This window comes from Amycolatopsis jiangsuensis, from assembly GCF_014204865.1.
Lineage (GTDB): Bacteria > Actinomycetota > Actinomycetes > Mycobacteriales > Pseudonocardiaceae > Amycolatopsis > Amycolatopsis jiangsuensis.
This window is the reverse complement of the sequence record NZ_JACHMG010000001.1, coordinates 153,985-180,505: the sequence shown is the minus strand read 5'-3', so window position 1 is coordinate 180,505 and position 26,521 is coordinate 153,985. Positions and strand designations below refer to the sequence as shown.

Below are 26,521 nucleotides of genomic sequence, written 5' to 3'. Positions count from 1 at the left end.
ATGCGGCTCGAGAAACCAGTGGTGGTACGCGTTCGGCAAGAAACGCCGTGACCGTGCGTCAGCGCACGAGCTGTTCTGATCGATCCCACAGGCGGCGCGCGAGATCGGCGTCGTACGCTTGCGAGTTCGTGCGCTTGATCGTGCGCTTCTCGTAGTAGTTGCCCGGCTCCCAGTCGACACCGGGCCGGCTCTCGGCGAACCAGGCCAACCGGCTGCCGCCCGTGTCGGGTGTCGCCAGGACGACCGCGCGAGAGATCGGGTTGGTGGTGATGAACCGCATCAGCCGGCTGTCGGAACGGGTGCCGAAGCCGGAAGCGATCGAGCCCGGGTGAAAGGCAACCGCGGAGACGCCCTCGCCGTGAAAGCGACGGTGGAGCTCCTTGGTGAACAGGATGTTCTCGAGCTTGGCCGCACTGTAGGCCCGGACCGGGCTGAACCGGCGATCGTGATCGAGATCGTCGAGGTCGAGCTTCCCCGCCATCCGGGCGCCGACGCTCGAGGTCTGGAGCACGGTCGCGCGAGAACTCACCAGCCTGTCGAGCAGCAGCCGGGTGAGCAGGAACGGTGCGAGATGGTTGATCTGGAAGGTCTTCTCGAAACCGTCGACAGTCTTGGCGGGATCACCGAAGACACCTCCGGCGTTGTTGGCCAGTACGTCGATCCGTGGGTACGCGGCCGACAACGTGGCGGCGAGACTGCGCACTTCTTCGAGGCGGCTGAAGTCGGCCACATAGTAGTCCGCCCCGAGTTCGTGACCCATCGCCCGGGTCTTGTCCTCGGATCGCCCGACCACGACGACCCGGTGACCGTTCGCCTGGAGCCGCCGGGCGGCAGCCGCCCCGATGCCGTCGCTCGATCCCGTGATGATCATGACCTTCTCGGCAGTCACTCCGACCTCGTCTCTTGTAGGTGGCACTGTGCTCCACTTATGATACTCAGTTTCACTTTCGGCGTGAAGTACCACACCGCCGTGATCGATCGCGGAGACGGACGGGGCGGCGGGGCGCGCAAGCATCTGTGCAGTCGCAGGAATCTCTCGTTGCACCTTCTCTCGGTACTTCACTCCCGGAGATTCTTTCCGCGGTGGCGCTGGGGGTTCGTTGACGGGTTCAGGGCTTGGTTGACGGGTTCAGGAGTTTCTTGGCGTTGGGGTTCGTTCGGCTGCTTGCTCGCAGGTGGGTGATGGGCTTGTCGGTCTTGCGGACGTGGGTGCTGAGTTCGATGTCGTTGTGCAGCACCCGGAACACGTCGTCCTCGGGCACGATCACGACGGTCTTGCCGGCATGGGCCCGGCCGATGCGCAGACGTTGGCCGCCGACTTGGGTGATGCCGTCGGCGGGGATGGTGCGCAGGACGCGCACGGGTCCTGGAGGCGGCGGTGGCAGCGGGCCTGCTGCGGCGCGTGAGCCGTTGAGCCGGGCGACGGCATCGGGCATGACGGGCGCGGGCATGGTCTTGACCACGTGGTCGTCGGCGATGACGTGAAGCAGGTGACGGTCGAGGCGGACCGTGACGCGTTGACCGGACAGGGGGACGCCGACGAGGTGGCGGTTGCCGGCCAGCGTGATGTTTCCGTCGCGGTCCACGGTCCGGTCGACCTCGATCGCTACGGCGGCGACGGCGGGTCTGCGCGGTGCGGCCGAGGCTGCGGGTTCCGGTCCGGCAGGGCGTCCCCGCAGGCGCATGTGGTCCAGGTCCTCGGCGCTCAGGCGCGAGTGGCGGGTCCGGATGAGTTCGCCGGCGAGAGCGACGTGGATGCTGCGCAGGTCCGCCCAGATGGTCACCGGCCGCCGGACGCGTCAGACGAGCGCTTGCCGGGACAACCACTCCTTCGCCACGTCCTCGATCGTGTCTCCGTCCACGTCCACCTGCTCGTTTTCGCGCCCAGATTCCCATCTCCAGAGCGTCGAGGGCGAGGTTTGTGTGCAGGGAAGTCGATACCTGCCAGCCCACGACCATTCGGGAGAAAACATCGATGACGAACGCGGCATACACCCACCCCGAAAACGTCCGGATATAGGTGATGTCCGCGACCCAGAGCTGGTTCGGCCGATCGGCGGTGAAGCGGCGGTCGACCAGGTCCGCCGGCGAAGGCGAGGCTGCAGCGATGGTGGTCCTGGGCCGCTTGCCTCACCGTAGTCCCTGCAGGCCCTTCTGGCGCATCAGCCGCTCGACCGTGCAGCGGGCCACGCGGATTCCCTCTCGGTTGAGCTGGGCATGAATTTTCCGCGCCCCGTAGACGCCGTAATTCTCGCGGAACACGCGCTCAATCTCAGTGAGCAGTTCCGCGTCCCGCGCAGCACGTTTCGACGGTGCACGCTTCTTGGCTGCCCAATACGTTCTCGGGGCGATCTGCACGCCCGCGTCGTTCAAGACCGCGCAGATCGACTCGACCCCGAGCTTCTTCCCCTCAACAACCCGCTCGCGATGGCCGTCGACATAATCGACGACCACCGCGAGCGGAACCTCCCGCCAATGCGCGGAATCGTCCGGAGTTACGTGATTGTGCGGTCGAGCTCCGCAGCGGCGAAAAACGCCGAAGCCGTCTTCAAGATCTCGTTTGCCCGCCGCAGCCCACGCACCTCGCGCTCCAGCTCGGCGATCCGCGCCGCATCGTCGCTGGTGCGACCGGGCACCGCGCCGGCGTCGATCTCGGCGCGCTTGACCCACGTCCGCAAGGCCTCCGGGTGCACGTCCAACTGGCCCGCGACCCGACGGACCGCCGCCATCCGCTGACCCTCGGCCGCGATCGCGTCCAACGCCATCCGCGTCGCCCGCTCACGCAGCTCGTCGCTGTACCTCTTCGGTGCCGGCATCCTCTGCATCCTCCCTGAGATCAGAGCCTGCACAAAACCCGGGACGCATCACCTGGACCAAAGCATTGTCAGACACGCCCTGGAACTACCAGCCGGGCCAGCCGACCCTCTGACCATGCGGTGCGCCGGACGGTCCGGTCAGGGTTGGCTCTGTGCAGCGAGTACGAAGTCCGCCAAGGTCGTCGGGGTCGGTTGGGCGAAGATGTCGGCAAGGCGGACGCGGACGCCGGTCAGGTGCTTGATTCGCTGCGCCAGCTTGGCGGCCAGCAGTGAGTGCCCACCGCTCAGGAAGAAGTTCGTGGCCGGGCCGATGTCGCCGCGGTCCAGTAACTCTTGGAACAGTGCCAGCACGCTCGCGGTCAACGGGTCCAGCTTCAGCTCCTCGCCGGTAGTCGTGGGGTGCTGCACGGTGCGGGCCGCCGCGCGCCGGGTCAGTTCGGGGTAGTCCGCCTTGTCGTTGCCGGTCAGCGGAATCCGATCCACCACCACGAATTCCTGCGGTACCGCGGACTTCGGCAGCTGGGCACCCGCGTGGGCCCAGAGCCGGTCCACCATGCCAGGTTCTGCGGTCGCCTCGACGAAGGCGACCAGTACGGCGTCGTCGCTCGGGTCGCCTGCCACGACCACCGCCGCCGCAGCGACCTCGTCGTGGGCCAGCAGCACCGACTCGACCTCGGCCAGCTCGATCCGGTTGCCCCGCAGCTTGACCTGTCGGTCGGCCCGGCCGAGCAGCTCCAGCGTGCCGTCCTCCAGCCAGCGGGCCAGGTCACCGGTCCGGTAGTAGCGGCCGTGCCGGGGGTGCACGGCGAACCGTGCGGCGGTGAGCTCCGGCCGCTGGTGATAGCCGGCGGCCAGCCCGGCGCCCGCGATGCACAGCTCGCCGGTCACCCCGACGGGCAGTTCCTGGCCGCTCGGGCCGGTCAGGAACACCGTCGTATTGCCGATCGGGCCGCCGGCGGTGATCAGGCCGGTCCCGTCGGCGTGTACCCGGCCCGCCGCGGACCAGATCGTCGTCTCCGTCGGGCCGTACACGTTCCACAACTCGCACCCGGTGTCCACCAGCTGCCGCGCCAGCGTCGCGGGCAGCGGTTCGCCGCCGCACAGCACAGTCCGGCCCGCCAGCTCGCCAGAGACGTCGCCGATCACCATGCGCCAGGTGGTCGGGGTCGCCTGCAGGGTCGAGACTTCGTGACGGCCCATCAGTCCTTTCAGGACACTGCCGTCGACGCGCGCCTCGTCCGGCGCGACGACGAGCCTGCCGCCGGTGGCCAGCGGCAGGAACAGCTCGAGTGCCGAGATGTCGAAGGAGAACGTGGTCAGCCAGAGTGTGCCGGCTTGGCCGTGGTGGTCCAGTTCGCCGGCGAAGTGGCTGATCAGGTTGGCCAGCGCCGGATGGCCGATGACCGTCCCTTTAGGACGGCCGGTGGAGCCGGACGTGTAGATGAGGTAGGCCGGCGCCCCGGTGCCGGGAAGCGGGCCCGCCGGCCGGGACGGGACCGAGCCGATCGGCGCCAGCGCGAGCGCCCGGCAGTCCGCCCCGGCCGGGAGCGGCACCTCCGCCAGCGCGACCTTGGCGCCGGAATCCGCCAGCTGGTAAGCGATGCGCTGCTCGGGGTGGTCCGGATCGAGCGGCAGGTACGTGGCGCCGGCCAGCCAGACGCCGAGCGCGGCCGCGGCGAGTTCCGCGCTCCGCGGCGCGATCAGCGCGACGACCTCACCCGGCGCGACGCCGGCCTCGCGCAGCCGCTCGCCGGTCACGGCCGCGGTGTCCCACAACTGCAGGTAGGTCACCTTGCGGTCGCCGTCCTCGACCGCGATCGCCTCCGGCCGCTCCTCGACCGCCGCGGCGACGGCCGCCGGAACCGACGGCCACCGGACCGGTTTGCCGGTGCGGTTGGCTTTCCCGAGCACCGCGTCGTCCTCGGCGCTGAACACCCGGACGTCACCGACCGGGCGATCGAGGTCGTCGGCCAGCGACACCAGCAGCGCTTCGTAGCGCCGCACGAACGCCTGCACGTCCGCCTGGCGGAGCACCTCGGTGTAGTGCGCGGCGCGCACCCGGATGCCGTCCGCGCTCGGCAGCAGGAAGAACTCCAGGTCGAACTTGCTGAAGCCGGCCTCAGCCGCGAACGGCTCCGCGGGCAGGCCGCCCAGCCGGAACGCCGGCCGGCCGGTGTCGGGGACGTAGTTGAACACGTGCCGGAACACGGTGTGCCGCCAGGATGAGCCCGTCCGCGGGATCTCGGCGAGCAGGTTGTCCACCGGGACGTCCAGGTGGGTGAGCGCGCCGAAGAACACGTCCCTGGTGCGCCGGACCAGCCCGCGGAAAGCCTCCGCCGGGTCGACCCGCAACCGCAGCGGCGTCACGTTGACGTGGTAGCCGACCGCCCTGGCCGTCTCCGGCCCCCGGACGTTCATCGGCGAGCCCACGACGAGGTCGGGGCCGGCGCCATGCGCGTGCAGCAGCAGGTAGTAGGCGGCGAGCAGCACCACGGCCTCGGGCACCCGCAACGCTTTCCGGAGCTCCCTCACCACCTCGACGGTCTCCGCGGCGAACGACCACGTCACCTGGGAGCCCGCCAGGTTCGGTTCGGCCACATCCGGCCGGCCGCAGGACAGCTCCAGCTCGGCGGGCCGGACGTCGCGCAACTGGTCACGCCAGAAGGCAAGGCCGGCCGGTGTCGGCTCAGCTTCGTCGAGGGTCACCGCGGTGCCCGCCAGTTCCGCCGGCACGGCTTCGCCGGCGGTGAAAGCGTCGTAAACCGCGACGAACTCCTCGTGCAGCACCCCCGCGGACACCGTGTCGAAGTTCAGGTGGTGCACGACGACGCAGCACACGTCCTCGTTCCCGCACCGCAGCCGCAGCGCACGCAGCAAGGCCCCGCCGTCGAGCTCGAACGGCGCGGCGACGAAGGCCGCGAGCTGCGCGTCCGCCTCGTCTGCCGGGCACTCCCGCTCTTCGAAGGCGACCGGCAGGTCCGCGAGGATTTCCTTCGACAGCCCGGTTTCGCCGTCCCGGAAGACGGTGCGCAGCGCCGGGTGCCGGCGCACCAGCACCGACAGCACCCGGTCCAGCCGGGCGAGGTCCAGCTCGCCGGCCACCCGGAAGGCCAGGTGCAGGTTGTTGACCCCGGTGCCCGGCACCAGCCGTTCGAGCAGCCAGAGAGCCTCTTCCTTGCGGGTGGCCGATCGCATCACACGGGTTCCTTCACGGTGGTCGGTGCGGTTCTCAGAGCTCGGCCAGCACGTACAGGTTGCCGAACGGATCCTTGAAGTGGGCGAACCGGCCGCCGGCCGACTCGGTCGGCGCCAGCTCGAACTCGACGCCCTTGGCCACCAGCTCCGCGTGCAGGGCGATCAGGTCCTGGCACTCCAGGACGATGCGGGTGAAGACGCCGACCTGGTCGTCATGGTGGTCCAGCCAGGTGTAGGGCGTCAGCACGGTTTCCGCGCCCGGTGGCGCGACCTCGATCCACCGGCCCCGCTCAGCGGGCACGTCCACCCGCTTTTCGAAACCCAGGACGCCGACGAAGAACTCGAGTGCCGCTTCCTGGTCCGTGACCGGTACTCCGATGGAGGCCGTCCTGGTGATCACTGTGTGTCCTTTGCGGTGAGGCGGACCGGCAACGACCGGAGTCCGTGGATGAGCGTGCTTCGGTTCCAGGACAGGTCGTCCTCGGCGACCGCCAGCGCGAGATCGGGGAAGCGCTCCAGCAGCCGGCCGAGGGCGATGCGCCCTTCCATCCGGGCCAGCGGCGCGCCGACGCAGTGATGAATGCCGTGCCCGAAGGCGAGACTGGAGGTCTGCGGCCGGGACCAGTCGAGCGCGTCGGGCCGCTCGAACCGGACCGGGTCGCGATTGGCCGCGATCAGCGAGACGAGGACCAGCTCGTCCGCCGGGATCACCACGTCGCCCAGCGGGAGATCCGCCGTGGTCGACCGGAAAGTGCCGTGACTGCTGGGACTCTCGTGCCGCAACAGCTCGTCGACAGCCCGCGGGAGCAGGGAGCTGTCGGCGCGGAGCCGCTCCAGCTGCGGACGATCCCGCAGCAGGGCGTAGACGCCGTTGCCGATCAGGTTGATCGTCGTCTCGTGCCCGGCGATGAGCAGCACGAAGGTGATCGGCACCAGCTCCGCGTCGGCGAGCTGGTCGCCGTCCTCGTTGGCCCGGATGAGCTCGGAGAGCAGGTCGCCGCCGGGGTTCGCGCGCTTGCGCGCAACCAGGTCGGTCAGGTAAGCGCCGATCTCCTCCGAGGCGGTGGCCATGTCGGCGGGTGAGGCGCCGGAGACCAGGCCCTTCGTCCACGACCGGATGGCGTCCTCGTCGCTGGCCGGAATGCCCAGCAGCTCGCAGATGACGATGATCGGCAACGGCGAAGCGTACGTGACCAGGAGGTCGGTCTCGCCGACGCCGGCCAGGCGATCGAGCAGGTCCGCGGTGATCTGTTCGATCCGGGGTTCCAGCCGCTGCACCGCGCGCGAGGTGAACGCCTTGTTGACCAGCTTGCGCAGCCGGGTGTGGTCGGGCGGGTCGGCGTGCAGCAGGTTTTGGGACAGCGCAACGGAGAACGCTCCCCGGCTGTGTCCGGCGCCGCCGCCGAAGAAGCGGGCGGTGCGCTGCAGGTCGTTGCTCAGCCGCGGGTCGGCGAGCGCGGCGCGGGCCTCGCGGTAACCGGTGACCAGCCACACCGGCAGACCGCTCCATGGCCCCGCGCCGGGCGGCATGATCACGCGCCGCACTCCGGCGCCCGACGCGTGCAGGTTCCGGTACAGCTCGTGCGGCCGCTGGGACAGCGAGTCGTCCAGCTGCAGCGCCGGTTCAGGGGGGCGCCCGGGGAGTGCCGACACAGTCAGGAACCACCTTCCTCAACCTGCGGGTGCGTGCTCGTCCTCCAGCGCGTTTACACAGCTCAGAGCCCCAGGGAACAGCTCGACGCTAACAGCGGGCGGCCACCGCCAGGCACCCCTAGCGTGCCCTTACCGAGGCCGTCTGCGCCCCGCCTCGGCGTAATAGTCTTTTTGGACTATACTGAACGGACTTGATCGGAGAAGCATCATGCGAACCCTCACCATCCTCGGACTGGCTGTGCTGCGGCTGCTCAGCCAGCAGCCCCAGCATCCGTACGAAGTCCGGCAGCGCCTGCGGGAGCAGGGACTCGATCACTTGATCAAGGTCACCCACGGCGCGCTGTACCACACGTTCGACGTGCTCACCAAGGCCGCGCTGATCGAAATGGTCGAGACCACCCGGGAGGGTAAACGCCCGGAGCGGACGGTCTACGCGATCACCGACGAGGGGCGCGCGGTCGCGCTCGAACGGCTGCGAGAGCTGCTCGCCACGCTGCAGCCGGAGTACCCGACCTATTGCGCCGCACTGGCTTTCATGTCGCTGCTCCCCAAGGCGGACGCGGTCGCACAGCTGGAGCACCGGGCCGTGCTGCTGGAGGCGGAACTGGCCTCGGCGACGACCGGCAGCGACGCGCTGGTGAAGCGGGGAGTCGCGGCCATCGACATCGTCGAAATCCGGCACCTGCAAGCACATCTGCGCGCCGACCTTGACCTGACGCGCGCGATCGTCGAGGACATCCACGCGGGCCGCCTGGACTGGCAGCCCGGCGAACAACCAACCGAGGGGAAAGCGGACGGATGAGTAACCTGCGGGGGAATCCCTGGGCCGTGCTGGTGGCCCTGTGTCTCGGATTCTTCATGACCCTGCTCGACACGACCGTCGTCGGCGTCGCGATTCCGAACATCGTCGAGCGGCTGGGCACCTCCTACAACGAGGTGCTCTGGGTCAGCAACTCCTACGTGCTGGTGCTGGCCGTCTTCCTGATCACCGGCGGCAGGCTCGGCGACCTGTTCGGCAAACGCGGTATGTACCTGGGCGGCGTCGCGGTGTTCACGGTGGCGTCCCTGCTCTGCGCGCTGGCGCAGGACCCCGGCCAGCTCATCGCGGCCCGCACGGTGCAGGGCCTCGGCGCCGCGATGCTGATCCCCCAGACGATGTCGATCATCATGAGCGTGTTCCCGCCCGAACGGCGCGGCGCGGCACTGGGCGTGTGGGGCGCGGTGGCCGGGGTCGCCACCATCGCCGGGCCGCCGCTGGGCGGCTTGCTCGTCGGCGCGCTCGACTGGCGCTGGATCTTCACCATCAACGTGCCACTGGGGATCCTGGTGCTCGTGGTCGCGCCGATGATCATCCCGGCGGGCGCCAAGCCGCCGCGGACCGGACGGTTCGACGTGCCCGGCGCGCTGCTGGTGATCCTCGGCCTGTCCTGCCTGGCCTTCGGCCTGCAGGAAGGGCAGCAGTACAACTGGGGAACGGTCTGGTCGTTCGTGAGCATCCCGCTGCTGCTGGTACTCGGCGTGCTGCTGCTGATCGCGTTCGGCTTCAGCCAGCGCAGGCCCGGCACACGCGCGCCCATGGTGCCGTTCACGCTGCTGACCAACCGTAACTTCAGCCTGATGAACGCGGGCGCCGTCGGGCTCTCGGTCGGCATCATGAGCATGGCCATCGGCTTCCAGCTCTACGCGCAGTCGGTGCTGGGTTTCTCGGCGCTGGCCGCGGGGATGATCAGCCTGCCGATGTCGGCGATCTCGGTGGTGCTCGGCCCGTACGCCGGCCGGCTCAGTGACAAGGTGGGCGGCAAGCCGATCCTGGTCACCGGCATGCTGCTGTTCGGCCTCGGCCTGCTGACCTTCTCCTTGACCTCCACTGTGGACAGTACGGTGTGGACATTGCTGCCCTCGATGGTGGTGATGGGCCTGGGACTCGGCGCGACCTTCGCGCCGCTGACCACGGTGGCCATGTACGACGTGCAGCCCATGATGGCGGGCTCGGCGGCCGGGGTGCTGAACTCCACCAGGCAGATCGGGGCGGTGCTGGGCACCGCCGGGTTCGGGGTACTGCTGCAGAACCAGCTGGTCGGCAACCTGGTGACGCGCGCCGAGTCGGCGGCCGCAACGCTGCCTCCCGAGGTGCGCGCCAAATTCGTCGACGGGGTGCGGCGCGCCACCGGCAGCGGCCTCGACCTCGCCGACCTGCAGGCGGGCACCGCGGTGCCGGTCCCGGCAGGGACCACCCCGGCTGTCGCCCGGCAGATCGCGGCCGCGGCGAACGAGGCGTTCTCCGGCGGCTACGTCGCGGCCATGCACGGCGCGATGGTCCTCCCGATCACCGCCGTGCTGCTCGGCGCGGTCTGCGGGCTGCTGGCCAAACGCCGGCAGCCACCGGCTCCGGTCGCGCCGGTGGCCGAGGAACAGCTGGCGTCCGGGGCATGACCGAGCTCGTGGACGAGCTGCTGCAGCTGCCCCAGGCGAGGACCTGTCCCTACGGGCCGCCGGCGGCCTATCGCGAGCTGCACACCCGCCGGCCCGTCTCCCGGGTCACCTTGCCGAACGGTGACCAGGGCTGGCTGGTCACGGGTTTCGCCGAGACCCGTGACCTGCTGGTGGACCTGCGGGTCTCGGCGGACCGGACCAGGCCGGGCTTTCCCGCGCTGCTCCCCTCTCCCGCCGAGGGCACGCCGCTGCGGACGCTGGCCGGGATGGACGACCCGGAGCACAACCGCTTCCGCCGGATGGTGACCTCCTGGTTCACCATCCGGCGGGTGCGGGCCATGCGCCCGGCGTTGGAGCGGCTGGCGGGCACACTCGTCGACCGGATGGCCGGCGAGTCCCGGTCCGCGGACCTCGTGCCCGCCTACTGCCTGCCGCTGCCGTCGATGGTGATCTGCGAACTGCTCGGCGTGCCCTATGCGGACCACGAGTTCTTCCAGGACCGCACCCGCACGATGATCACCGCCGAGGACCAGGCCGAGGTGGTGCGGGCCGCGACGGAGCTGATCGGCTATCTCACCGGGCTGGCCGCGGACAAGACCCGCGGTCCCGGCCCTGACCTGATCAGCTACCTGCTGGCCGGCCAGGTCGGGCCCGGCCGGATGACCGTGGCGCAGCTGGTCAACATGGCGGTGCTGCTACTCGGGGCCGGGCACGAGACGCTGTCGGGCAGCATCGCGCTCGGCGTCGCACTGCTGGCCGGGGACACGGAGCGGCTGGCCGCGCTCCGCACCGCGCCGGAGGCGGCGGTGGAAGCGCTGGTGCGGCACACCTCGGTGACCGACACAGTCGTCAACCGGGTGGCGACCGCCGACATCGACGTCGGCGACGTCCGGATCCGGGCCGGGGACGCACTGGTCTTCTCCACCGCGGTCGCCAACCGCGACCACCGCGTGCACCCCGATCCGGACCGGCTCGACCTGAGCGACGGCCACCGCAGGCACGTCGCCTTCGGGTTCGGGGTGCACCAGTGCCTCGGGCAGAACCTGGCCCGCATCGAGCTCGAAGTGGCGTTGACGGTGCTCTTCGATCGGTTGCCGGGACTGCGGGTGGCGATCCCGGAGGCCGAGCTGCCGGTCAAGTCCTCCCCGCTGGTGAACGGGCTCAAGGCACTGCCGGTGCGGTGGTGACCTGCTCCGGTCACCACCGCACCGGCAGCTTCCGCAGGCCGCGCACGACCCGGTCGGTATGCCAGTGCAGTTCCCCGGGCGGAAGAGCAAGCCGGAGGCCGGGCACCCGTTCCAGCAGGGCGGTCAGTGCCACCACGAGTTCCATCCGGGCCAGCTGCGCGCCCAGGCAGAAATGCGGGCCGTGCCCGAAGGCCAGGTGCGGCTGCGCCTCCCGGTCCAGCCGCAGCTCGTCGGTGTCGTGGTACACCGCCTCGTCGCGGTTGGCCGAGTCCAGGTCGATCAGCACCGCGTCACCCGCGCGGACGGTGACGCCGCCGAGCAGGACGTCCTCGGTGGCCACCCTGGTGAACCCGGCGCTGGTCGCGATCGGGGTGAACCGCAGCATCTCCTCGACCGCGCCCGGCAGCCGGGTGAGGTCTTCGCTCAGCCAAGCCACCCGGTCCGGGCGGCTGAGCAGGTGCCAGGCGAAGTTGCCGATCTGGTTGGTCGTCGTCTCCAGACCCGCCAGCAGCAGGGTCACGCCGATCCCGACCAGCTCCTGCTCGCTGAGCCGGTCGTCCTCGTCGCGGGCGGCGACCAGGACGCTGAGCAGGTCTTCCCGCGGTTCCCTGCGGCGCTCGGCGACCAGATCGGTCAGATAGCTGTCCAGCTCGCCAATGGTGGCGAGGATCTCGGCCGGGGCCAGGCCTGCGCCGCTGACCATGATCTCGGCCCAGCCGAAGAACTTCTCCTGATCGGCGGCCGGCAGCCCGAGCAGGTCCGACATGACCGCGCTCGGCAGCGGCTTGGCCAGGTCACGCACCAGGTCGGCCGGTGGTCCCGCGTCGAGCAGGCGATCCACCAGCTGCTCGGCCAGCCGGACGACACGGGGCCGGAGCGCCTCGATGGTGCGCGGGCTGAATGCGGGCGCGACCAGCCGCCGCAGCCGGGTGTGGTCCGGCGGGTCCATGGTCAGGATGGTGGTTTTCGTCAGCATCCGCGGGGTCATCCTCGGCACGTCGGCGCCGACCAGCGCGGCCCGGCTGAACCGGCGGTCGGACAGCACGGTCCGGGCCTCGTGGTGCCCGACCACCAGCCACCCCTCGCCGCCGTACGGCAGCGTGACCGGGCTGACCGGGGCCTCGCGCCGCAGCACCGCGGCCCGCGGGTCCGGTTCGAGCCGTTCCGCGGGCTGGAACGGATACGGGCAGGCCTTAGGCTTCCCGGTCACCGACGGCCCGCTTCCGTGGCGGCCAGCACCGCGGCCCGGATCAGGTTCACCGGCGCGTACAGGTCCTTGCCGACCCACAGCGCCGGGTGCGGCTCAGCCGTGCCGACGCGTTCGAGGTGCGCCACCCCGGCCGCGATCGCATCCTGGTGATCGCCGGGCACCGCGGCCAGCAACAGCACCGCGTAAGCGGTTTCCTCGGCCGTGCCGCCGCGAACACCCCACGATCCGTCCGCGTGCTGCCCCGCCCGCACCATCGCCACGGCAGGGTCGAGCGGCTCGCCGATGCCGGCGGCCGACAGCGCCGCCCCGCAGGAAAGCGTGGCGTAGTAAGGAGATACGTGCCAGCGGTCGTGCCAGCTGCCGTCGGGTTGCTGCTTTTCCGCCAGATAGCGCGCTACGCGCGCCACGGCGTCGGTGTAGCGGCCGGCGTCCGGCGGATCCTGCCGGCGGTACCGGTCGAGCACCTCGAGCACCCGCGCGTTGCTGATCACCGAGGGCGCGCCGACCGGCACGGTGGTGAGGAAGTGCGTGTCCCGGTCGTACTCCCACAAGCACTGGGGCTCGGCCAGCCGGCCGGTGCGGTCGGCCTCGGCGAGCAGCAGCAGCGCCGCGGATTCGGAGTCGGCCGCCGCTCCCGGCGCCGAGGGAGCGCCGGTCCGGCCCACGTCTGCGGGCAGGCCGGCCAGCAGCGGCGCGAGGACCGCCGGCGCCACGCCGGCCGCGGCCAGCACGCGGTAGGACCACGCTCGCTCGAAGTACGCCATCGACGTCAGCCCGGCGACCGGACCGTCCAAAAGGGACTGTGTGTGCCGCAGGAAGTCCGCGGACGCCTCGCCGGGGCCGCCCGGCGTGGGGGCTTCGGGGCCGAGCCAGGCCGCGGTGGCCGCGGCCGAGCACCCGATCACGCCATGCACCGGGGTCACCGCGTCCGAGCCCACCGCGGCGGGGCCGATGATCTCCAGGTAGAACGCCGACACCGGATTTCGCCAGCCGTCTGTGCGCAGCGCGGTCAGCGCCGCCGGGTCGAGGCTCGACGGCAGCACGAGACGTTCGTGGCCGAGGCGCGCGTTGATGTCCGCGACCAGCGCGGGCACGATCAGGAAGGGGATCAGCGTCGCCGGCAGGCCGTCCCGCGCCACCTCGGCCAGCAGCGCGGCGGCGGCGGCCAGTCCGCGGTCGACGACGTCGCCGGTCCGGCCCGCGGTGAGCAGCGCCTCCACCGCGCTGAGCGTCGGGACCAGCGCGACCGTGCCGGGCCCGCTCCACGTGCCGTCCGGCCGCTGCGCGGAGCACAGGAACTCGACCCGCCGGTCGTGCCCGGCCAGCCACGGCGACAGCGAGACCAGACGTCCCGTCTCGTACACCGAGGGGTACAGACCGCCGCCGGGATCCGCGACGAGGTCCGCAACCACCCGGCCGGCGGTGTCGGCCGGCACGTCGACCCCGGTCACCGCGACGCCTGCGCCTTCGCGAGTACCTCGGTGACCGCGGCCGCGACCGCCGGGGTGCGCAGCAGGTCGGCGTGCTCGACGTCGAAGCGCAGTTCCCGGTCGGTGAGTTCCGCCCGCGCGGCGGGGGCGAGGGGGTTCAGGCCGCTGGTCGGCGTGGCCGAGCTGAAGACGTACGCGCCCGTCCAGCCCTTCAGGTGGTCGGCCTGCGACGCCGCGGTGAGGTAGCGGACGAACGAGCGGTAGGTGCCGGTGAGCTCGTCGACGTACTCCTCCTCCAGGCCCGCCTCGGCGCACGCCGCCCGGGCGGCGCCGACGAAGATCCGGGCGAGCGCCGCGCCCGCCTGCTCGACGCCGTCGGCCTCGGCCATCGCCCGGTCGCCGTCGGCGACGGCGGCCGCCGTCCGCTCGGCGCCGAGCACACCGGCCAAGCTCTCCACCACCTTGCGGTACTGGTAGTACATCGTCAGCGGCGTCGGCGACTCCGGATCGAACAGCAGCAGCGGCGCCGCCCGGCCGGTGCGCTCGGCCAGCCGGGCGACCAGCTCACCCGCGAACGCGCCGCCCGCGCAGTACCCGAGCACCGCCTCGACGGGACGGTCCGGGACCGCCGCGAGCCACCCGTCGACGTAGTCGGCGAGTTCGAAGCCGGCCTCCGCCCCCAGTGGCGGCTGCACCGTCTCCCACACCGGGTGCTCCACGGCGAGGTCGCCGAACGCGGCCTCCGGCCGGCCGGAGGCCGCGTAGTCCACCGCGAGCACCAGCGGCCCGCCGGGGTCGGCGCCGAGGCTCCGCCATACCGGCATCGTGGTCATTTCACTCCTCCGGTCCGGGGCAGCTGCCCCAGGTAGTGGTAGACGGGGTACATCGCGGTCACCGGCCCGTCGCCGACGCGCGCAGTCAGCTCCTCGGTCAGCTCCGCGGCCACCTGCTCCCGGCGGTCCGCCGGCACGAGTTCCCAGTACACGCGCAGCCCGTTGGACCAGGTCCAGTCGATGAGTGCCTGTGCGGTCGGCGCTGCGAGCACGACGTCGTGGCGTTGTTCGGCGACCTCGGTGAACCCGGCGGCACGCAGGGCGTCGCACATCCGGCCTGGCCGGCCGAACGGGTACTCGCCGTAGAGCGCCGCCACCCGGGGATGCGCGGCGGCGAGCGCCGCCGGGTCGGCCGCGGCGATGATCCGGTCCACCCGCAGCGCGCCCAGGTCCCATTCGGACAGTGCGCGGGGCGGCACCGGCCCGGTCACCCCGATCCGGCCGCCCGGCCGCAGCAGCCGCGCGTAGTGCGCCGCCGTGGCGAACGGATCCGGGAAGTGCGCGGCGCTCATGCTCGCCGTGATCAGGTCGAACGACTCGGCCGGCAGGTCGGGGGCTGCACCGTCGAGCACGCGGACCTCGACGTGGCCGAGTGCGCGCGCCGCCACGTCGGCGGCGGTCGCGGTGACCATCGCCGCCGCGATGTCGATCCCGAGCACGTACCCCTCCGGGCCGACGGCAGCCGCGGCCGGGAACAGCACGGCGCCCCGGCCGCAGCCCACGTCGAGCACACGCTCACCCGGCCGCGGGCCGAGCAGCTCGAGCAGCTGGTGCGCGATCGGGCCGAAGAACTCGACGCCGGTGTTGTCGTACTGGCCGGCCAGCTCGTCGAACACGATGGTGCGCTCGGTGGACTTCACCATGCGACCGGCACCTCGTGCACGCCGTAGATATTCGCGCCGACCTTGTACCGCAAGTCGTCGACCGGCGCTGTCACCCGCAGGCCGGGCAGGCGCCGGAACAGCGTGCCGAACACGACCTCCAGCTCCAGCCGGGCCAGGTGCAGCCCGATGCACTGGTGGGCGCCGTGCCCGAAGGCCAGGTGACCGCGCGCCTTGCGCCGGATGTCCAGGCGTTCCGGCCGGTCGAAAACCTGCGGGTCCCAGTTGGCGGCCCCGGCCAGCGCGATCACGCCATCGCCGGCCGGGATCCTCACGCCGCCGAGTTCGATGTCCTCGGTGGCCACCCGGGAACCGGCCGGGTCGGAGACGCTGAAGTAGCGCAGCAGCTCGTCGACCGCGCTGCCGGCCAGGCCGGGATCCTCGGTCAGCAGCTCGAGCTGGCCGGGGTTCTCCAGCAGCCCGAGGGTGCCCATCGCGATCATGTTGGCGGTGGTCTCGAACCCGGAGATGAGCAGGAATGCCGCCACGCCGACGATCTCGTCGTGGTCGAGCACGCCCAGCTCGACGTTGCGCCGCACGATCCGGCCGAGCACGTCGTCGGCCGGATCGGCCTCCTTGGCCCGGATCAGCCCGTCGAGCTTGGCGAGCACGTCGATGTTGGCCTGCTGACGCTGCTCGACCGTGGTGGACTGGTCCACCATGGTGGTAGTCCGGTCGAGGAAGTACTGCCGGTCGGCCAGTGGGACGTCCAGCAGCTCGCAGATCACTCGCGAAGGCACCGGCAGCGCGAACGCCGACATCAGCTCCGCCGGGCTGCCGGCCGCGGTCATCTCGTCCAGCACGTCGTCGACGATCTCCTGGATGCGTGGCCGGAACGCCTGTACCCGGCGCACGGTGAACTCCGGCACGACCAGCCGTTTGCGCCCAGCGTGCTCGGCGCCGTCGACCCCGAACGCCCGCCCGATGACCGCGGAACTCTGCTTTGTCTGCTCGGCCTGCTGGGCCGCGGTCTGCACCCGGCGGAATTGGTGCGGGAAGCCACTGTGGAATCGATTGGAGCTGACCCGCGGATCGGTCAGGATCTCCTTGACCAGCTCGTGGCTGGCGACCAGCCACACCGGCTTGCCCGAGGGAAGCACCGCTCTGCTGACCGGTTGCTGCGTGCTCAGCTCCGCGTATTCCGCGGGCGGGTGCAGTGGACAGCCCCGGGCCATCGGGTACGCGGGTAATTCCGCCGGGTCGACGTTGTCGGTCGTGCTCACGCGGCAAAGCCCCCAATTCAGGAAAATGAAGCGCGCCAGATATTCATGGGCAAGGGAAAACCGGCGCAGCGGTAATTCCCATGACGATTATGTCGCCGCCACCGCGTCATCGTCACCATTACCGCCGCCCCTAGGCGACCCCTATCCGGCTCCTACCGGTCTTGCGCCGACACGGCGGAGCGGGCGTAGGCCTCCACCCGGCTCTGCAGCGCCCGCCGGGTGGCCGATCCCGCCTGGGCCGGCATGCCGAGGTCGGCGGGCAGATCGCTGCGGCGCACGTTCAGCTTGCGGTAGACGCGGGTCAGGTGCTGCTCGACCGTGCTGATCGTGACGTGCAGGCTGCGCGCGATCTCCCGGTTGGTGTTGCCCCAGGAGGCCAGCTCGGCCACCAGCCGTTCGGCGTCGCTGAGCGAGTCCAGCCCCCGCTCGGCGCCGGTGCCCGCGGCGCGGGCAGGCCGTTGCTGGCCGGTGAGCCCGGAAACCAGCGGTTCGGCCCGGCACAGCGTGGCCAGGTGCAGCGCCCGGCGGATCACCATCCGGGCCCGGCGGCCGTCACCGGAGGCCCGGTGGACGTCACCCAGCACGGCCAGCGCCTTGGCCAGCTCCAGCCGGTCCTGCCCCGCCTCCAGGTGCTCCACCGCGACCGCGGCGGTCCGGGCGCGGCTGCGGTCCCGCCGGTCCGTGTTGCTCGCGCGGATCCGGGCTTCGACGCCGCGCAGCTTGCCGCTGTCGCCGCCGGGCAGGCCGGCCTGCTCGTCCAGTAGCCGCACCACCTCGTCGCCCTCGCCGAGCTGCAGGTGGACTTCGGCGGCGTCGGAGCGCCACGGCAGCAGAACCGGGCTGTCCAGGTTCCATTCGGCCATCAGCGAGCCGATCGACCTGAAGTCGCCGAGCGCGGCGCGGGCACCCCCGGTGTGGAGGTAGTAGTAGCCGCGCGAGCGCAGGTAGCGCAGGCCCCACACGGTGCGGAACATGGCCGCGGGCACCGGCCGGCCGAGTTCGGCGGCCGCGTCCTCGAACCGGCCCATGCCCACCAGCGCGCCGACGAGCACGCTCAGCGGCGCGCCGACGGCGGTTCCCCAGCCCTCGGCGGGCAGTACGTCGAGGGCGCGCCGGGCGTACAGCTCGACCGCGGGCAGGTCGCCCGCGGTCAGCGCGATGTGCGCCCGGGATTCGAGCAGGGTCGCCTCCAGCGCCACGATGCCGCGCCGCGCCGCCTCCTCGAGCAGCTGGTCGCACCAGTGCGCGGCGCTCTCCAGCTCATCGGCGTAGATCAGGGACAGCAGCGCGAACAGGCTGGGCTCCAGCGGCATCCGGCGCAGCGCGCAGACTTCCAGTGACCGCAGCGCCTCGCGCACCAAATCCGGGCTCGGGCTGGTGACGATCACGGCCCGCAGGACGTGCATCGAATGCAGCAGCGCGTCGCTGGCCCTGGTCACGACGTCGCTGCGCGCATGCGCGGTGCCGGCGGGCTCGAGGTGCCTTGCCATCCCCGGATAGGTGATCGCGATGTGCAGCGAGAGGGTCTGCACATCCTCGGCGTCGTCCGGGGCGAAGGTGGACCGGTTCGCGGCCAGCCAGGCCAGGGTCGGGACGGCCTCGTCGTGCCAGCCGTGCCAGAGCAGCTGCCCGGCCAGCACGATCGCCTCGTGGGGAGTGAACCCGCCGCCCGCGACGGCGTCGACCGCGCCGGCGAGCCGGCGCGGCACGGCCGCCGGGTCGAGCAGCCAGCCGAGCGAGACCGCGCGGGTGTCGGCATGGGAGCACTCGCGGCCGGGGCGGGGCAGGGCCGCCAGGCACAGGTAACGGCGGGCCCGCTCGACGTCGCCCTCGTGCAGGCAGCGCTCCGCCGCGTCGAACAACGCGGCGACCCCCCACTCGTCCGGCGCGCAGCCCGCTTCCAGCAGGAGCGCGGCGACTTCGCTCGCCTCCGCGCCGCGCGAGCGCAGCGCGGAGGCCGTGCGGACCCGCAGGTCGGTGGCACCAGCGGCGCTGACCACGGAGCGCACCGCGGCCCCCAGCCCGGGCGACCGGAACGCGGGATCGGCCCGATCGGCGAACAGGCCGATGCCGGCCAGAGTGCGCACGAGCGGGGGCAGCCCCGCTTCGTCGACGCCGACGACCGCGGCGAGCACGGCGGGGTCCGTCGCGTCGCCGAGCACCGCGACGCACTCCGCGAGCTGGGCCGCCTGCGGCGCGATCCGGCTGAGGCACACCGACATCACCTCCTGGAAGGCGTGTCCGGTCGACATCGGCAGCCGGTCGGCCGCGTCGACCGCCAGCAGGTCTTCCACGAGTGCGCGCACCAGCAGCGGGTTGCCCGCGGTCAGGGCGCAGACCTCGGCGACGAGCTCCGGATCGCAGGGACCGTCCAGGTGGCCCGAGAGCACCTCGCGCACCCCGGACCGGGTCAGCGGGGGCAGCCGGATCGACCGGAAACAGGGCAGCCGCAGCAGTTCCGCGTAGATCGCGGCCCACGCCGGGGTGGCCTCGACATCGTCGGCCAGTACGACCAGCACGCCGGCGGCGCCCAGCTGCGCCACCGCGGCCGTCAGCTCCGCAGGCGCGGCTCCCAGCCGCTGCAGATCGTCCACCAGCACAGCCAGCGGGCCGGCGGCGGCCAGTCCGGCGAGGGCCGCGGCCGGGTCGGCCTCGCGGTGTCCCACAGCGGCAAGGACTTCGTCCAGCAGATTCCAGCAGTTCGCCCCCTCCGCACCGGCCGTGACGGTGATACAGCGGATGCCGCGAGCGGCGGCCAGCCGGGCGAACTCGGTCAGCAGGACGGTCTTGCCACTGCCGACGGAACCGCGCACCGTCACGACACCACCGATGCCGCTATTAATCATCCCTTCCCAAGTCATTATTTGCCGATTACGTTCGACCAGCGCAATCACAAGACCCCCAGGCCAGTTTTTTGCACAACGAGTCAAGCCGGCATGACAACCGGACAGACCCCCCAGTCATCGGAAAACAAGTCTCAATCCCAGTCCCAGTACTTTGCGATGATCACGGTACCAGGGGGATGCGGGAATGTCAGGTCACGCAGAGCAGCATGGCATGTCACCCATTTGACGGGTTGATATGCGGTCGCCAGCCGAATAGCTCCACCCTCCGTTGTCACCGGGTCGACCGAAGGGCACACCTGACTCCCCTCGGTCAGCTGACCGGCCAGGTTCCCTGGCGCCAGGGAACCATGTCTGGCATTCGGGTCATCGCCGGTCCCGATCGCGGCGTCCAGCCGATCCACCTTGACGATCTGCCCCCAGGTGTCACTGACCACCTCGGCAACGTGGTGGACCTGCGAAATCAGGGCCGCGGCGACCGGGAATCCCCGACATTCCGGATGTATGTCATATCTCTCGCCGAGGGTGCGAATCCCGCACCCGTCCGGAGAAACAGAATTCGATTCCGAACAACTGTCATCATTAGTTTGACAACGGCCGAGCGCTTTTCTTGTTCTCGATCCTTTGGAGGTTGTGCACAAACCCAACAGAACGTGAACACGCCCGGACGTGCGTGCCGGTCCGGCCAGGCCCCTGGCTACGCACCTCCGGCGCCGATCACCACCACCCGCGCCCACGCCGGCCGGACAGCCATCCCCGAGCCGCCTCGGCGGCGCGGTTACGCGCACCTCTTCAGGAAAACTTGGGAAACGGGTTGTGCTGTTCCAGCGAATCGGCCATGCGCAGCGAGCTCTCGGTCCCCCGTTCCCGGAACGCCTTCGCCTGGGCGGCCATGTCACGCGGCGTCTTGTTCTGCCCCAGCTTGAAGATGCCGTCGATCCGGCCGATGAAGATCTCGAACCCTTGGATGAGCTGCAGGTACTCGTCGAACAGCTCCGAGGACTGCCGGGGCAGCACGAACGGCTCCTTGGGCGCCAGGCGGGCCTCCTGCTCGGCGATCAGGTCGGTCAGCTGGCGCACGGTCCGGGCGTCGTCGAGCAGCCGCGGCCGTCCCTTCACGTGCACCGCCGCATAGGCCCAGGTGGGGAAATGCGGCTGGGTTTCGTAGTGGTCCGGTGAGATGTACGAACTCGGCCCGGTGAAGGCGACCAGCACCTCAACGTTCTCGGACAACGCTTTCGCGATGGGGTTGCCCCGGGACAGGTGCCCGCGCAGCTTGCCGTACGGCCAGGAGTCGCGGTCGAGCACGAACGGGAGGTGCACGGCGGCGGGCGAGCCGAACATGGACAGGGTGAGCAGGCCGAACGGGTACTCCTCGATGAGGTCGTGCTGCGCCTGCAGATCGGGGGCGCGGAAGTACTCGGGCCGGTACATCAGTCCTCCACCAGTACGAAACTGTCCACTGTCGCCAGGTAGTCGAGTACGGCCTGCGGGTCGTCCGCGGGCGCGATGAGGCCGATGTAGCCGTCCGGCCGCACCAGCACGAGCCGGTCGTCCGGGCCGGCGTACGCCTCGGGCTGCTCGGTCAGCAGGACCGTCCGCACGTCGCCGCGCCGCCGGTCGGCCACTGCGCCGAGCGCGGCGGCGGTACTCGCGCCGACGCCCACCAGCGTCAGGTGCGGCCCGCGGAAGACGTCGAACAGCGTCGCCGCCTCGTCCGCGGCGCCGGGGCACGGCGAATCGGGCGCCCGGTCACCCGCGCGGAGCGCGCCCCGGCCGACGAGGTCGCGGCTCAGCGGGCCTTCCCGGTAGTGCAGGCCGAGCTGCAGCGAGTCCTCGGTCAGGCCCTTCTCGGCGCCGCCCTCGCCCGCCACCATGGCCTCGACGATCAGGTCACCGGCGTCGCACGCGGTCTTGAGCGTCCACTCGGCGATGGGCACCCGTTCGCGCTCGTAGGTGTCGAGCAGCCCGTCCTCGGCGCCGCCGAGCACCCTGGCCAGCTTCCAGCTCAGGTTGTACGCGTCCTGCACGCCGGTGTTCGCGCCCAGCGCGGCGGTGACCGGGTGCACGTGGGCGGCGTCCCCCGCCAGGAAGACGCGGTCGACGCGCAGGGTGTCGACCATCCGCACGTTCCGCTTCATGGTCGACATCCAGGTCGGGTTGCCCAGCCGGATCGGCATCCCGGTGATCCGGTCCACCGAGGCCTGCAACGCCTCGAGCGAGGGGCCCATCGGCAAGCCGTCGGCGTCCACCGGCGGCGACGCCTGGATCTGCCAGGTGCCGGTGTCCGCGAGCGGGCACAGCAGGAGAACGCCGCGCTCCATGTCGTACCACTGATACCAGGCGTCCGGCTCCAGCCCGTCGACCTCGACGTCCCCGACGAGCAGCTTGCGGTCCTCCTCGGTGAACCCGCGGAACTCCAGCCCGAGCGACTTGCGCACGGTGCTCGCGCCGCCGTCGCACCCGACCAGGTAGTCGGCGGTGATCTCCTCCGCCCCCTCGGCCGAGCCGAGCGTCGCCGTCACGCCCTCTGCGCCCTGCTCGAACCGGAGCAGTTCGACCCCGGACCCGACCGTGTGCCCGGTTTCCGCGAGCCGGTCCCGGAGGATCCCCTCGACCAGGGACTGCCGGACGAACAGCAGCCGACGGTACGGCGCGTCCGGCCGCGGGTCGTTGGCCTCGTAAGGGATCGCTTCACTGACGATCCGGTCGCGGTGATAGCGCCGGAACGGCAGCCGGGTGGTGCCTGCCCGCAGCACCTGGTCGACGACGCCGAAGTCGTCGAACACCTCCTGGGTGCGTGGCTGGATTCCGGCTTTGCCGCGGGAGGCGGTGGTGAACTTCACGTCCCGGTCGATGATCCGCACCGAGACGCCCCGGCGGGCGAGGTCGTAGGCGAGGGTGAGCCCGGTGGGACCAGCGCCCACGACAAGAACATTGACGGAATTCATTATTCGTCCACATCCAGAATTCATGAGATCGCCGACAAGGAGAATCGCCTCAACGATTTACTCACGTTATCCAGCCGGTGAATCTTTCCCCACCCCTAGCCGACCCTTACGGTCGTCCCGGGAACCCGCACCGTCGTGAATTCCATGGTAGGGCCTAACGGATGTCGGTCAGCGCGTATTCGGGCGCGAGCGCCACCGGCAGCGGCTGGGCGTGCACGACCTGCAGCCGGCTCACCGCGCGGGTCAGTGCCACGTACAACCGCTGCAGCCCACGGGGTTCGGCGTCGACGATCCGGCTCGGCTCGACCACCAGGACCGTGTCGTACTCGAGGCCCTTGGCCAGGGTCACCGGGGCCAAGGTGACGCGCTCCGCGTCCAGGCCCTCGCCGCCGAGGACCGTGTGCTTGATGTCGTGGGCCGTCAGGGTCTCGTGCAGTTCCGCGACGTCGTTGTCGGCGGCGATGAGGCACACGGAGCCTTCGCGGACCAGCGCGGTTTCGCAGGCTTCGACAATCGTTTCGGTTCGCCGGTCCGGGCTGGTCCGGGTCACGTGCAGCGCGTCCGCGCTGTGCCGGATGGAGGTCGGCCCGGTCAGGTCCGGGGCGATGTGCGGGAGGAGGCGGGCCGCGTAGTCCAGCACCTCCGCGGGCACCCGGTAGCCGCGGTCGAGGACTTCGATCCGGCCGCGGGGGCGATCAAGGTGGGCGAGCACCTCCGACCAGTCCCCCACCGCCGACGGGCTCGTCGCCTGGGCCAGGTCGCCCAGCACCGTGCAGGCTCCCGCGACCCGGCGCGCGATCGCGCGGAAGTGCATCGGGCTGAGGTCCTGTGCTTCGTCGACCACGATGTGCCCCAGCCGGTCCGGCCTGCCGACCAGGCCCGCGGCTTCGTCGAGCAGCGCCAGGTCGAGCGTCGACCAGGTCATCGTCTTGACGCTGCGCGGACGAGGACTCACCAGGATGGCCTGCTGCTGCTCCGCCGACAGGATCCCGTCGGCGGCCGCGGCCAGGTGGTCTGAGTCCGTGAGCAGGTCGAAGGCCAGGCGGGCCGGGTCGACGGCGGGCCACATCCGCCGGACGGCCTGGCCGATCCCCCGGTTCCGGCAGAGCTGGGTCAGTGTGGTCCCGGCCCGGCCGACCCGTTCCATCTGACGCAGCACGCAATGCGCCAGGCGCTGGACCAGCAGTTCGCGGCCGGCGCTGTAGCCGGTTCCCCGGCCGAGCACGTCCTCGAGCTCCGCGGCCTGCTGCTCGACGGACACCCGCCAGGTGCGGTGCTGATGCGTGAGTTCGAGCGTCTCCTCCGGCTGGCAGATCTGCGACCACAGGTGGCGCCGGACGACCTCAGCCATGTCCAGGCTGCCTTTGATCCGCGCCGCCGCCAGGTCGTCGACGCGGCCGGCGGTGCGGCCCTGACCGGTGAGGTCGTCGATGGTGGCCTGGGAGACCTCCACCTCGCCGAGCGCGGGCAGGACGTTGCGGATGTAGGCGAGGAAGGAGCTGTTGGGCCCGATGACGGCGACGCCGCCCCCCTTGCGCAGCCGGTCCCGCTCGGAGAAGAGCAGGTACGCAAGCCGGTGCAGGCCCACCGCGGTCTTGCCGGTGCCCGGCGCGCCCTGGATGCACAGCGTCTGGTCGACGGAGGCGCGCACCAGGCGCATCTGCTCGGGCTGGATCGTGGCCACGATGTCGCGCATCGGGCCCTGGCGGGGCCGCTCGATCTCCGCCGTCAGCAGATCGCTGCCGCCGCCGGAGCTGTCCGCACCGGTGAAGCGCTCGTCTTCGAAGGCGGTCAGCACGCCGTGCTGGTCGAAACCGTACCGGCGGCGCACGCGCACGCCCATCGGGTCCCATGAGGACGCTTCGTAGAACGCGCGGGAGAGCATGGCGCGCCAGTCGATGACGATGGGTTCGCCGTCTTCGTCGCGGACTCCGCGGCGGCCGACGTAAACGAGGTCGCTGTCGTCCCGGCGCGTGTGGGAGCCGTCGCCGCGAACGGCGTCGGCCTTGATGTCGAAGACATCACCCGCCGGGTAGTCGAGGCGGCCGAAGAACAGTGGCACGTCGTCGAAGCCGGACAGGTCCTTGACCACCTGCTTGCGGAACTCGCGCAGCGCGTGGTTGAAGTACTTGTCCGTGACGGCGTCGCCTTCGGCCGCCCCGCTGTCGAGCATCGCGGTGGCCTCGCCGCGCATCCGGATCAGCTTCGCGCGGCAGTGCTCCATGAAGTCGCGCTCGACGCGGATCTCCGGCTCGACGGGCTCCGGACCGGCTGGGAGGCCGGCGGCGAGCTTCACGTCCGGCGCAGCCATGTTCGTCGCCCCCAGTATTCGTCGGCAGTATTCGTCCGTACGTAATAGTACAATAAGACTATCACTTGCCGGACCGAGTCGTAGGGAGCAGGAGTGCGGAGTCTCACCGCGCTGGGCCTCGCCGTGCTGCGCTTGCTCACCGACCAGCCACAGCACCCGTACGAACTGCAGCAGCAGCTGCGGGAACAGGGACTGGACCGGGTCGTCAAGGTCACGCACGGCGCGCTGTACAACACCGTGGGCACCCTGGCGAAGGCCGAGCTGATCGAGCCGGTCGGGAGCAGCCGCGACGGCCGGCGCCCTGAGCGCACCGTCTACTCGATCACCGCGACGGGCCGCGACGTCGCCCGCGACCGGCTGCGCGAGCTGATGGCCACCCTCGTCCCCGAGTACCCCGCCTACTGCGTCGCGCTGGCGTTCATGTCCCTGCTGACGGCGGAGGACGCCGTGGGCCGCCTCGAGCGCCGATGTGTGCTGCTGGAGGGCCGGCTCGCGGCGGCACAGGCCGAGTACGACGGGTCGGCCGGGCGCCACGTGCCGCGAGTCGGGCTGGTGGAGATCCTGCACCTGCGGGCCCACCTGCAAGCGGACCTCGACCTCACCCGCGCCCTCATCGAGGAAATCCACAGTGGACGGTTGGAGCTCAGCGCCGCGGCGAGGCCGTGAAGGCCACCTCGAGACGCAGCCTCGAGGTGGCCTTCGGCGATCCGGAGGAGCGGGCACGGGTCAGGCGGGCGGCCTCAGCTCCGCGACCGTGACGCGGTCGACCAGCATCGTCGTCGGGAAGGCGGCGGGGTCGGGCTCGCCGGGCATGACCGGCCCGCCGGGGCTGCCGACCACCAGCAGCAGGCCGAAGAAGACCTCCTGGGTGAACAGCCAGCCCTGGGGCGTGGTGTCCTCCGGCGTGAGCCGGAGGTATTCGCGGCCGTCGAGGTACCAGGTGATCGAGTCCGGATCGCGGGTCCACACCACGGAGTAGGTGTGGAAGCCCTCGCTCAGCGGCCGTCCGTCCGGCGTGGCCGTGGCGGAGCCCAGCCCCAGCGACGGCAGCTGGTGGCACTCCGGTGAGTGCACGACGCCGTAGACGTCGGCGGGCTCCGAGTTGACCACCTCGAAGACGTCCAGCTCGCCGGAGAGGTACCAGCCCTGCAGCGGCTCGGTGTCCCCGAGGTGCCGCATCCGGTTCGCCCACGCGAACATCGCGCAGTCGAGGCCCAGCCCCGGGGCGGTCTGAACCACCGATTCGACCTTGAGCGCGCCGCCCGGCGCCGGCACGAAGTCCTCCCGCACCGTCTCGATCCAGGCTGAGACGTAGCCGTCCTGCTCGCTGTGTGTGGCGGTCAGCCGCAGGTGCCCGTCGCCGTCCAGGCTCAGATGATCGGTGTCGTCCGCGTAGGACTCGATCCCGGCGGCCCAGGGCTTGCCGGTGATCGTCTTCCACCGGCCGCGGTCCAGTGGTGCGCCGCGCGGTCCGGCGAAGTCGTCCTGCCACAGGACCTGCCAGTCCGGCGAGGTGAGCTGCGGGCTCTGCGAGCCGAGCGTGTCCATGGTTGCT

General features: G+C 71.0%; 22 protein-coding genes and 1 pseudogene. 4 read left to right on the top strand and 19 right to left on the bottom strand.

Features of this window, described 5'->3' with window-relative positions:
* Positions 1-58: 58 nt before the first annotated feature.
* From BJY18_RS00755 to BJY18_RS00725, 8 genes and pseudogenes are all read right to left on the bottom strand, one after another.
* Positions 59-1,063: an SDR family NAD(P)-dependent oxidoreductase gene (locus BJY18_RS00755; RefSeq protein WP_312873688.1), complete on the bottom strand. Its 1,005-nt coding sequence runs from the start codon at positions 1,061-1,063 to the stop codon at positions 59-61.
* Between the two features lie 46 nt (positions 1,064-1,109).
* Entirely contained in the window at positions 1,110-1,784 is a 675-nt protein-coding gene (locus BJY18_RS00750; RefSeq protein ID WP_246458725.1) for a hypothetical protein, read from the bottom strand.
* Positions 1,785-1,848: 64 nt separating this feature from the next.
* Positions 1,849-2,079, bottom strand: a pseudogene (locus tag BJY18_RS37925) (DDE-type integrase/transposase/recombinase); the annotation flags it as partial.
* A gap of 51 nt (positions 2,080-2,130) precedes the next feature.
* Positions 2,131-2,454, bottom strand: coding sequence for an IS3 family transposase (locus BJY18_RS00745; RefSeq protein ID WP_184776850.1), 324 nt, complete (start codon positions 2,452-2,454; stop codon positions 2,131-2,133).
* Between the two features lie 41 nt (positions 2,455-2,495).
* Entirely contained in the window at positions 2,496-2,816 is a 321-nt protein-coding gene (locus BJY18_RS00740) for a transposase (protein WP_184776849.1), read from the bottom strand.
* A 138-nt stretch (positions 2,817-2,954) separates the two neighbouring features.
* Positions 2,955-6,011 (bottom strand): non-ribosomal peptide synthetase, encoded by a 3,057-nt coding sequence (locus BJY18_RS00735; RefSeq protein WP_184776848.1) that lies wholly within the window; start codon positions 6,009-6,011, stop codon positions 2,955-2,957.
* A gap of 34 nt (positions 6,012-6,045) precedes the next feature.
* Positions 6,046-6,411, bottom strand: coding sequence for a VOC family protein (locus BJY18_RS00730; protein ID WP_184776847.1), 366 nt, complete (start codon positions 6,409-6,411; stop codon positions 6,046-6,048).
* Positions 6,408-7,664, bottom strand: coding sequence for a cytochrome P450 family protein (locus tag BJY18_RS00725; RefSeq protein ID WP_312873687.1), 1,257 nt, complete (start codon positions 7,662-7,664; stop codon positions 6,408-6,410). The genes BJY18_RS00730 and BJY18_RS00725 overlap by 4 nt, the downstream gene beginning before the upstream one ends.
* Positions 7,665-7,872: 208 nt before the next feature.
* Here BJY18_RS00725 and BJY18_RS00720 point away from each other — a divergent pair, with 208 nt between their 5' ends.
* The 3 genes from BJY18_RS00720 to BJY18_RS00710 are packed head-to-tail and all read left to right on the top strand — an operon-like array spanning position 7,873 to position 11,284.
* On the top strand, positions 7,873-8,466 hold the full coding sequence (locus BJY18_RS00720; protein WP_184776846.1) for a PadR family transcriptional regulator: 594 nt from the start codon (positions 7,873-7,875) through the stop codon (positions 8,464-8,466).
* Positions 8,463-10,097, top strand: coding sequence for a DHA2 family efflux MFS transporter permease subunit (locus tag BJY18_RS00715; protein WP_184776845.1), 1,635 nt, complete (start codon positions 8,463-8,465; stop codon positions 10,095-10,097). Before BJY18_RS00720 ends, BJY18_RS00715 begins: the two co-directional genes overlap by 4 nt.
* On the top strand, positions 10,094-11,284 hold the full coding sequence (locus tag BJY18_RS00710) for a cytochrome P450 (protein ID WP_184776844.1): 1,191 nt from the start codon (positions 10,094-10,096) through the stop codon (positions 11,282-11,284). Before BJY18_RS00715 ends, BJY18_RS00710 begins: the two co-directional genes overlap by 4 nt.
* 10 nt (positions 11,285-11,294) lie before the next feature.
* Here BJY18_RS00710 and BJY18_RS37655 read toward each other — a convergent pair whose 3' ends face one another.
* The 10 genes from BJY18_RS37655 to BJY18_RS00660 form a co-directional block, all read right to left on the bottom strand.
* A complete protein-coding gene (locus BJY18_RS37655; protein WP_184776843.1) occupies positions 11,295-12,494 on the bottom strand; it encodes a cytochrome P450 in 1,200 nt (399 codons plus the stop codon).
* Positions 12,491-13,945: a prenyltransferase/squalene oxidase repeat-containing protein gene (locus BJY18_RS37650; protein ID WP_184776842.1), complete on the bottom strand. Its 1,455-nt coding sequence runs from the start codon at positions 13,943-13,945 to the stop codon at positions 12,491-12,493. The genes BJY18_RS37655 and BJY18_RS37650 overlap by 4 nt, the downstream gene beginning before the upstream one ends.
* Positions 13,942-14,757: a hypothetical protein gene (locus BJY18_RS00695; RefSeq protein ID WP_184776841.1), complete on the bottom strand. Its 816-nt coding sequence runs from the start codon at positions 14,755-14,757 to the stop codon at positions 13,942-13,944. The genes BJY18_RS37650 and BJY18_RS00695 overlap by 4 nt, the downstream gene beginning before the upstream one ends.
* Positions 14,754-15,620, bottom strand: a complete 867-nt coding sequence (locus BJY18_RS00690) for a class I SAM-dependent methyltransferase (RefSeq protein ID WP_184776840.1) — start codon at positions 15,618-15,620, stop codon at positions 14,754-14,756. The genes BJY18_RS00695 and BJY18_RS00690 overlap by 4 nt, the downstream gene beginning before the upstream one ends.
* Positions 15,614-16,861 carry a cytochrome P450 gene (locus BJY18_RS00685; RefSeq protein WP_312873686.1) on the bottom strand — a complete coding sequence of 416 codons (1,248 nt, stop codon included), beginning with the start codon at positions 16,859-16,861 and terminating at the stop codon, positions 15,614-15,616. The genes BJY18_RS00690 and BJY18_RS00685 overlap by 7 nt, the downstream gene beginning before the upstream one ends.
* 152 nt (positions 16,862-17,013) lie before the next feature.
* Positions 17,014-19,722, bottom strand: coding sequence for a helix-turn-helix transcriptional regulator (locus tag BJY18_RS00680; RefSeq protein ID WP_184776838.1), 2,709 nt, complete (start codon positions 19,720-19,722; stop codon positions 17,014-17,016).
* A gap of 116 nt (positions 19,723-19,838) precedes the next feature.
* Entirely contained in the window at positions 19,839-20,141 is a 303-nt protein-coding gene (locus tag BJY18_RS00675) for a hypothetical protein (protein ID WP_184776836.1), read from the bottom strand.
* A 355-nt stretch (positions 20,142-20,496) separates the two neighbouring features.
* Positions 20,497-21,138 (bottom strand): FMN-binding negative transcriptional regulator, encoded by a 642-nt coding sequence (locus BJY18_RS00670; protein ID WP_184776834.1) that lies wholly within the window; start codon positions 21,136-21,138, stop codon positions 20,497-20,499.
* A complete protein-coding gene (locus tag BJY18_RS00665) occupies positions 21,138-22,655 on the bottom strand; it encodes an FAD-dependent oxidoreductase (protein WP_246458724.1) in 1,518 nt (505 codons plus the stop codon). The genes BJY18_RS00670 and BJY18_RS00665 overlap by 1 nt, the downstream gene beginning before the upstream one ends.
* Before the next feature lie 154 nt (positions 22,656-22,809).
* Positions 22,810-24,966 (bottom strand): HelD family protein, encoded by a 2,157-nt coding sequence (locus tag BJY18_RS00660; protein WP_184776830.1) that lies wholly within the window; start codon positions 24,964-24,966, stop codon positions 22,810-22,812.
* A 93-nt stretch (positions 24,967-25,059) separates the two neighbouring features.
* Here BJY18_RS00660 and BJY18_RS00655 point away from each other — a divergent pair, with 93 nt between their 5' ends.
* Positions 25,060-25,632 (top strand): PadR family transcriptional regulator, encoded by a 573-nt coding sequence (locus BJY18_RS00655; protein ID WP_184776828.1) that lies wholly within the window; start codon positions 25,060-25,062, stop codon positions 25,630-25,632.
* Between the two features lie 60 nt (positions 25,633-25,692).
* On the opposite strand, the gene BJY18_RS00650 is transcribed toward BJY18_RS00655, so the two are convergent.
* Positions 25,693-26,514: a family 16 glycosylhydrolase gene (locus BJY18_RS00650; RefSeq protein ID WP_184776826.1), complete on the bottom strand. Its 822-nt coding sequence runs from the start codon at positions 26,512-26,514 to the stop codon at positions 25,693-25,695.
* Between the last annotated feature and the right edge of the window lie 7 nt (positions 26,515-26,521).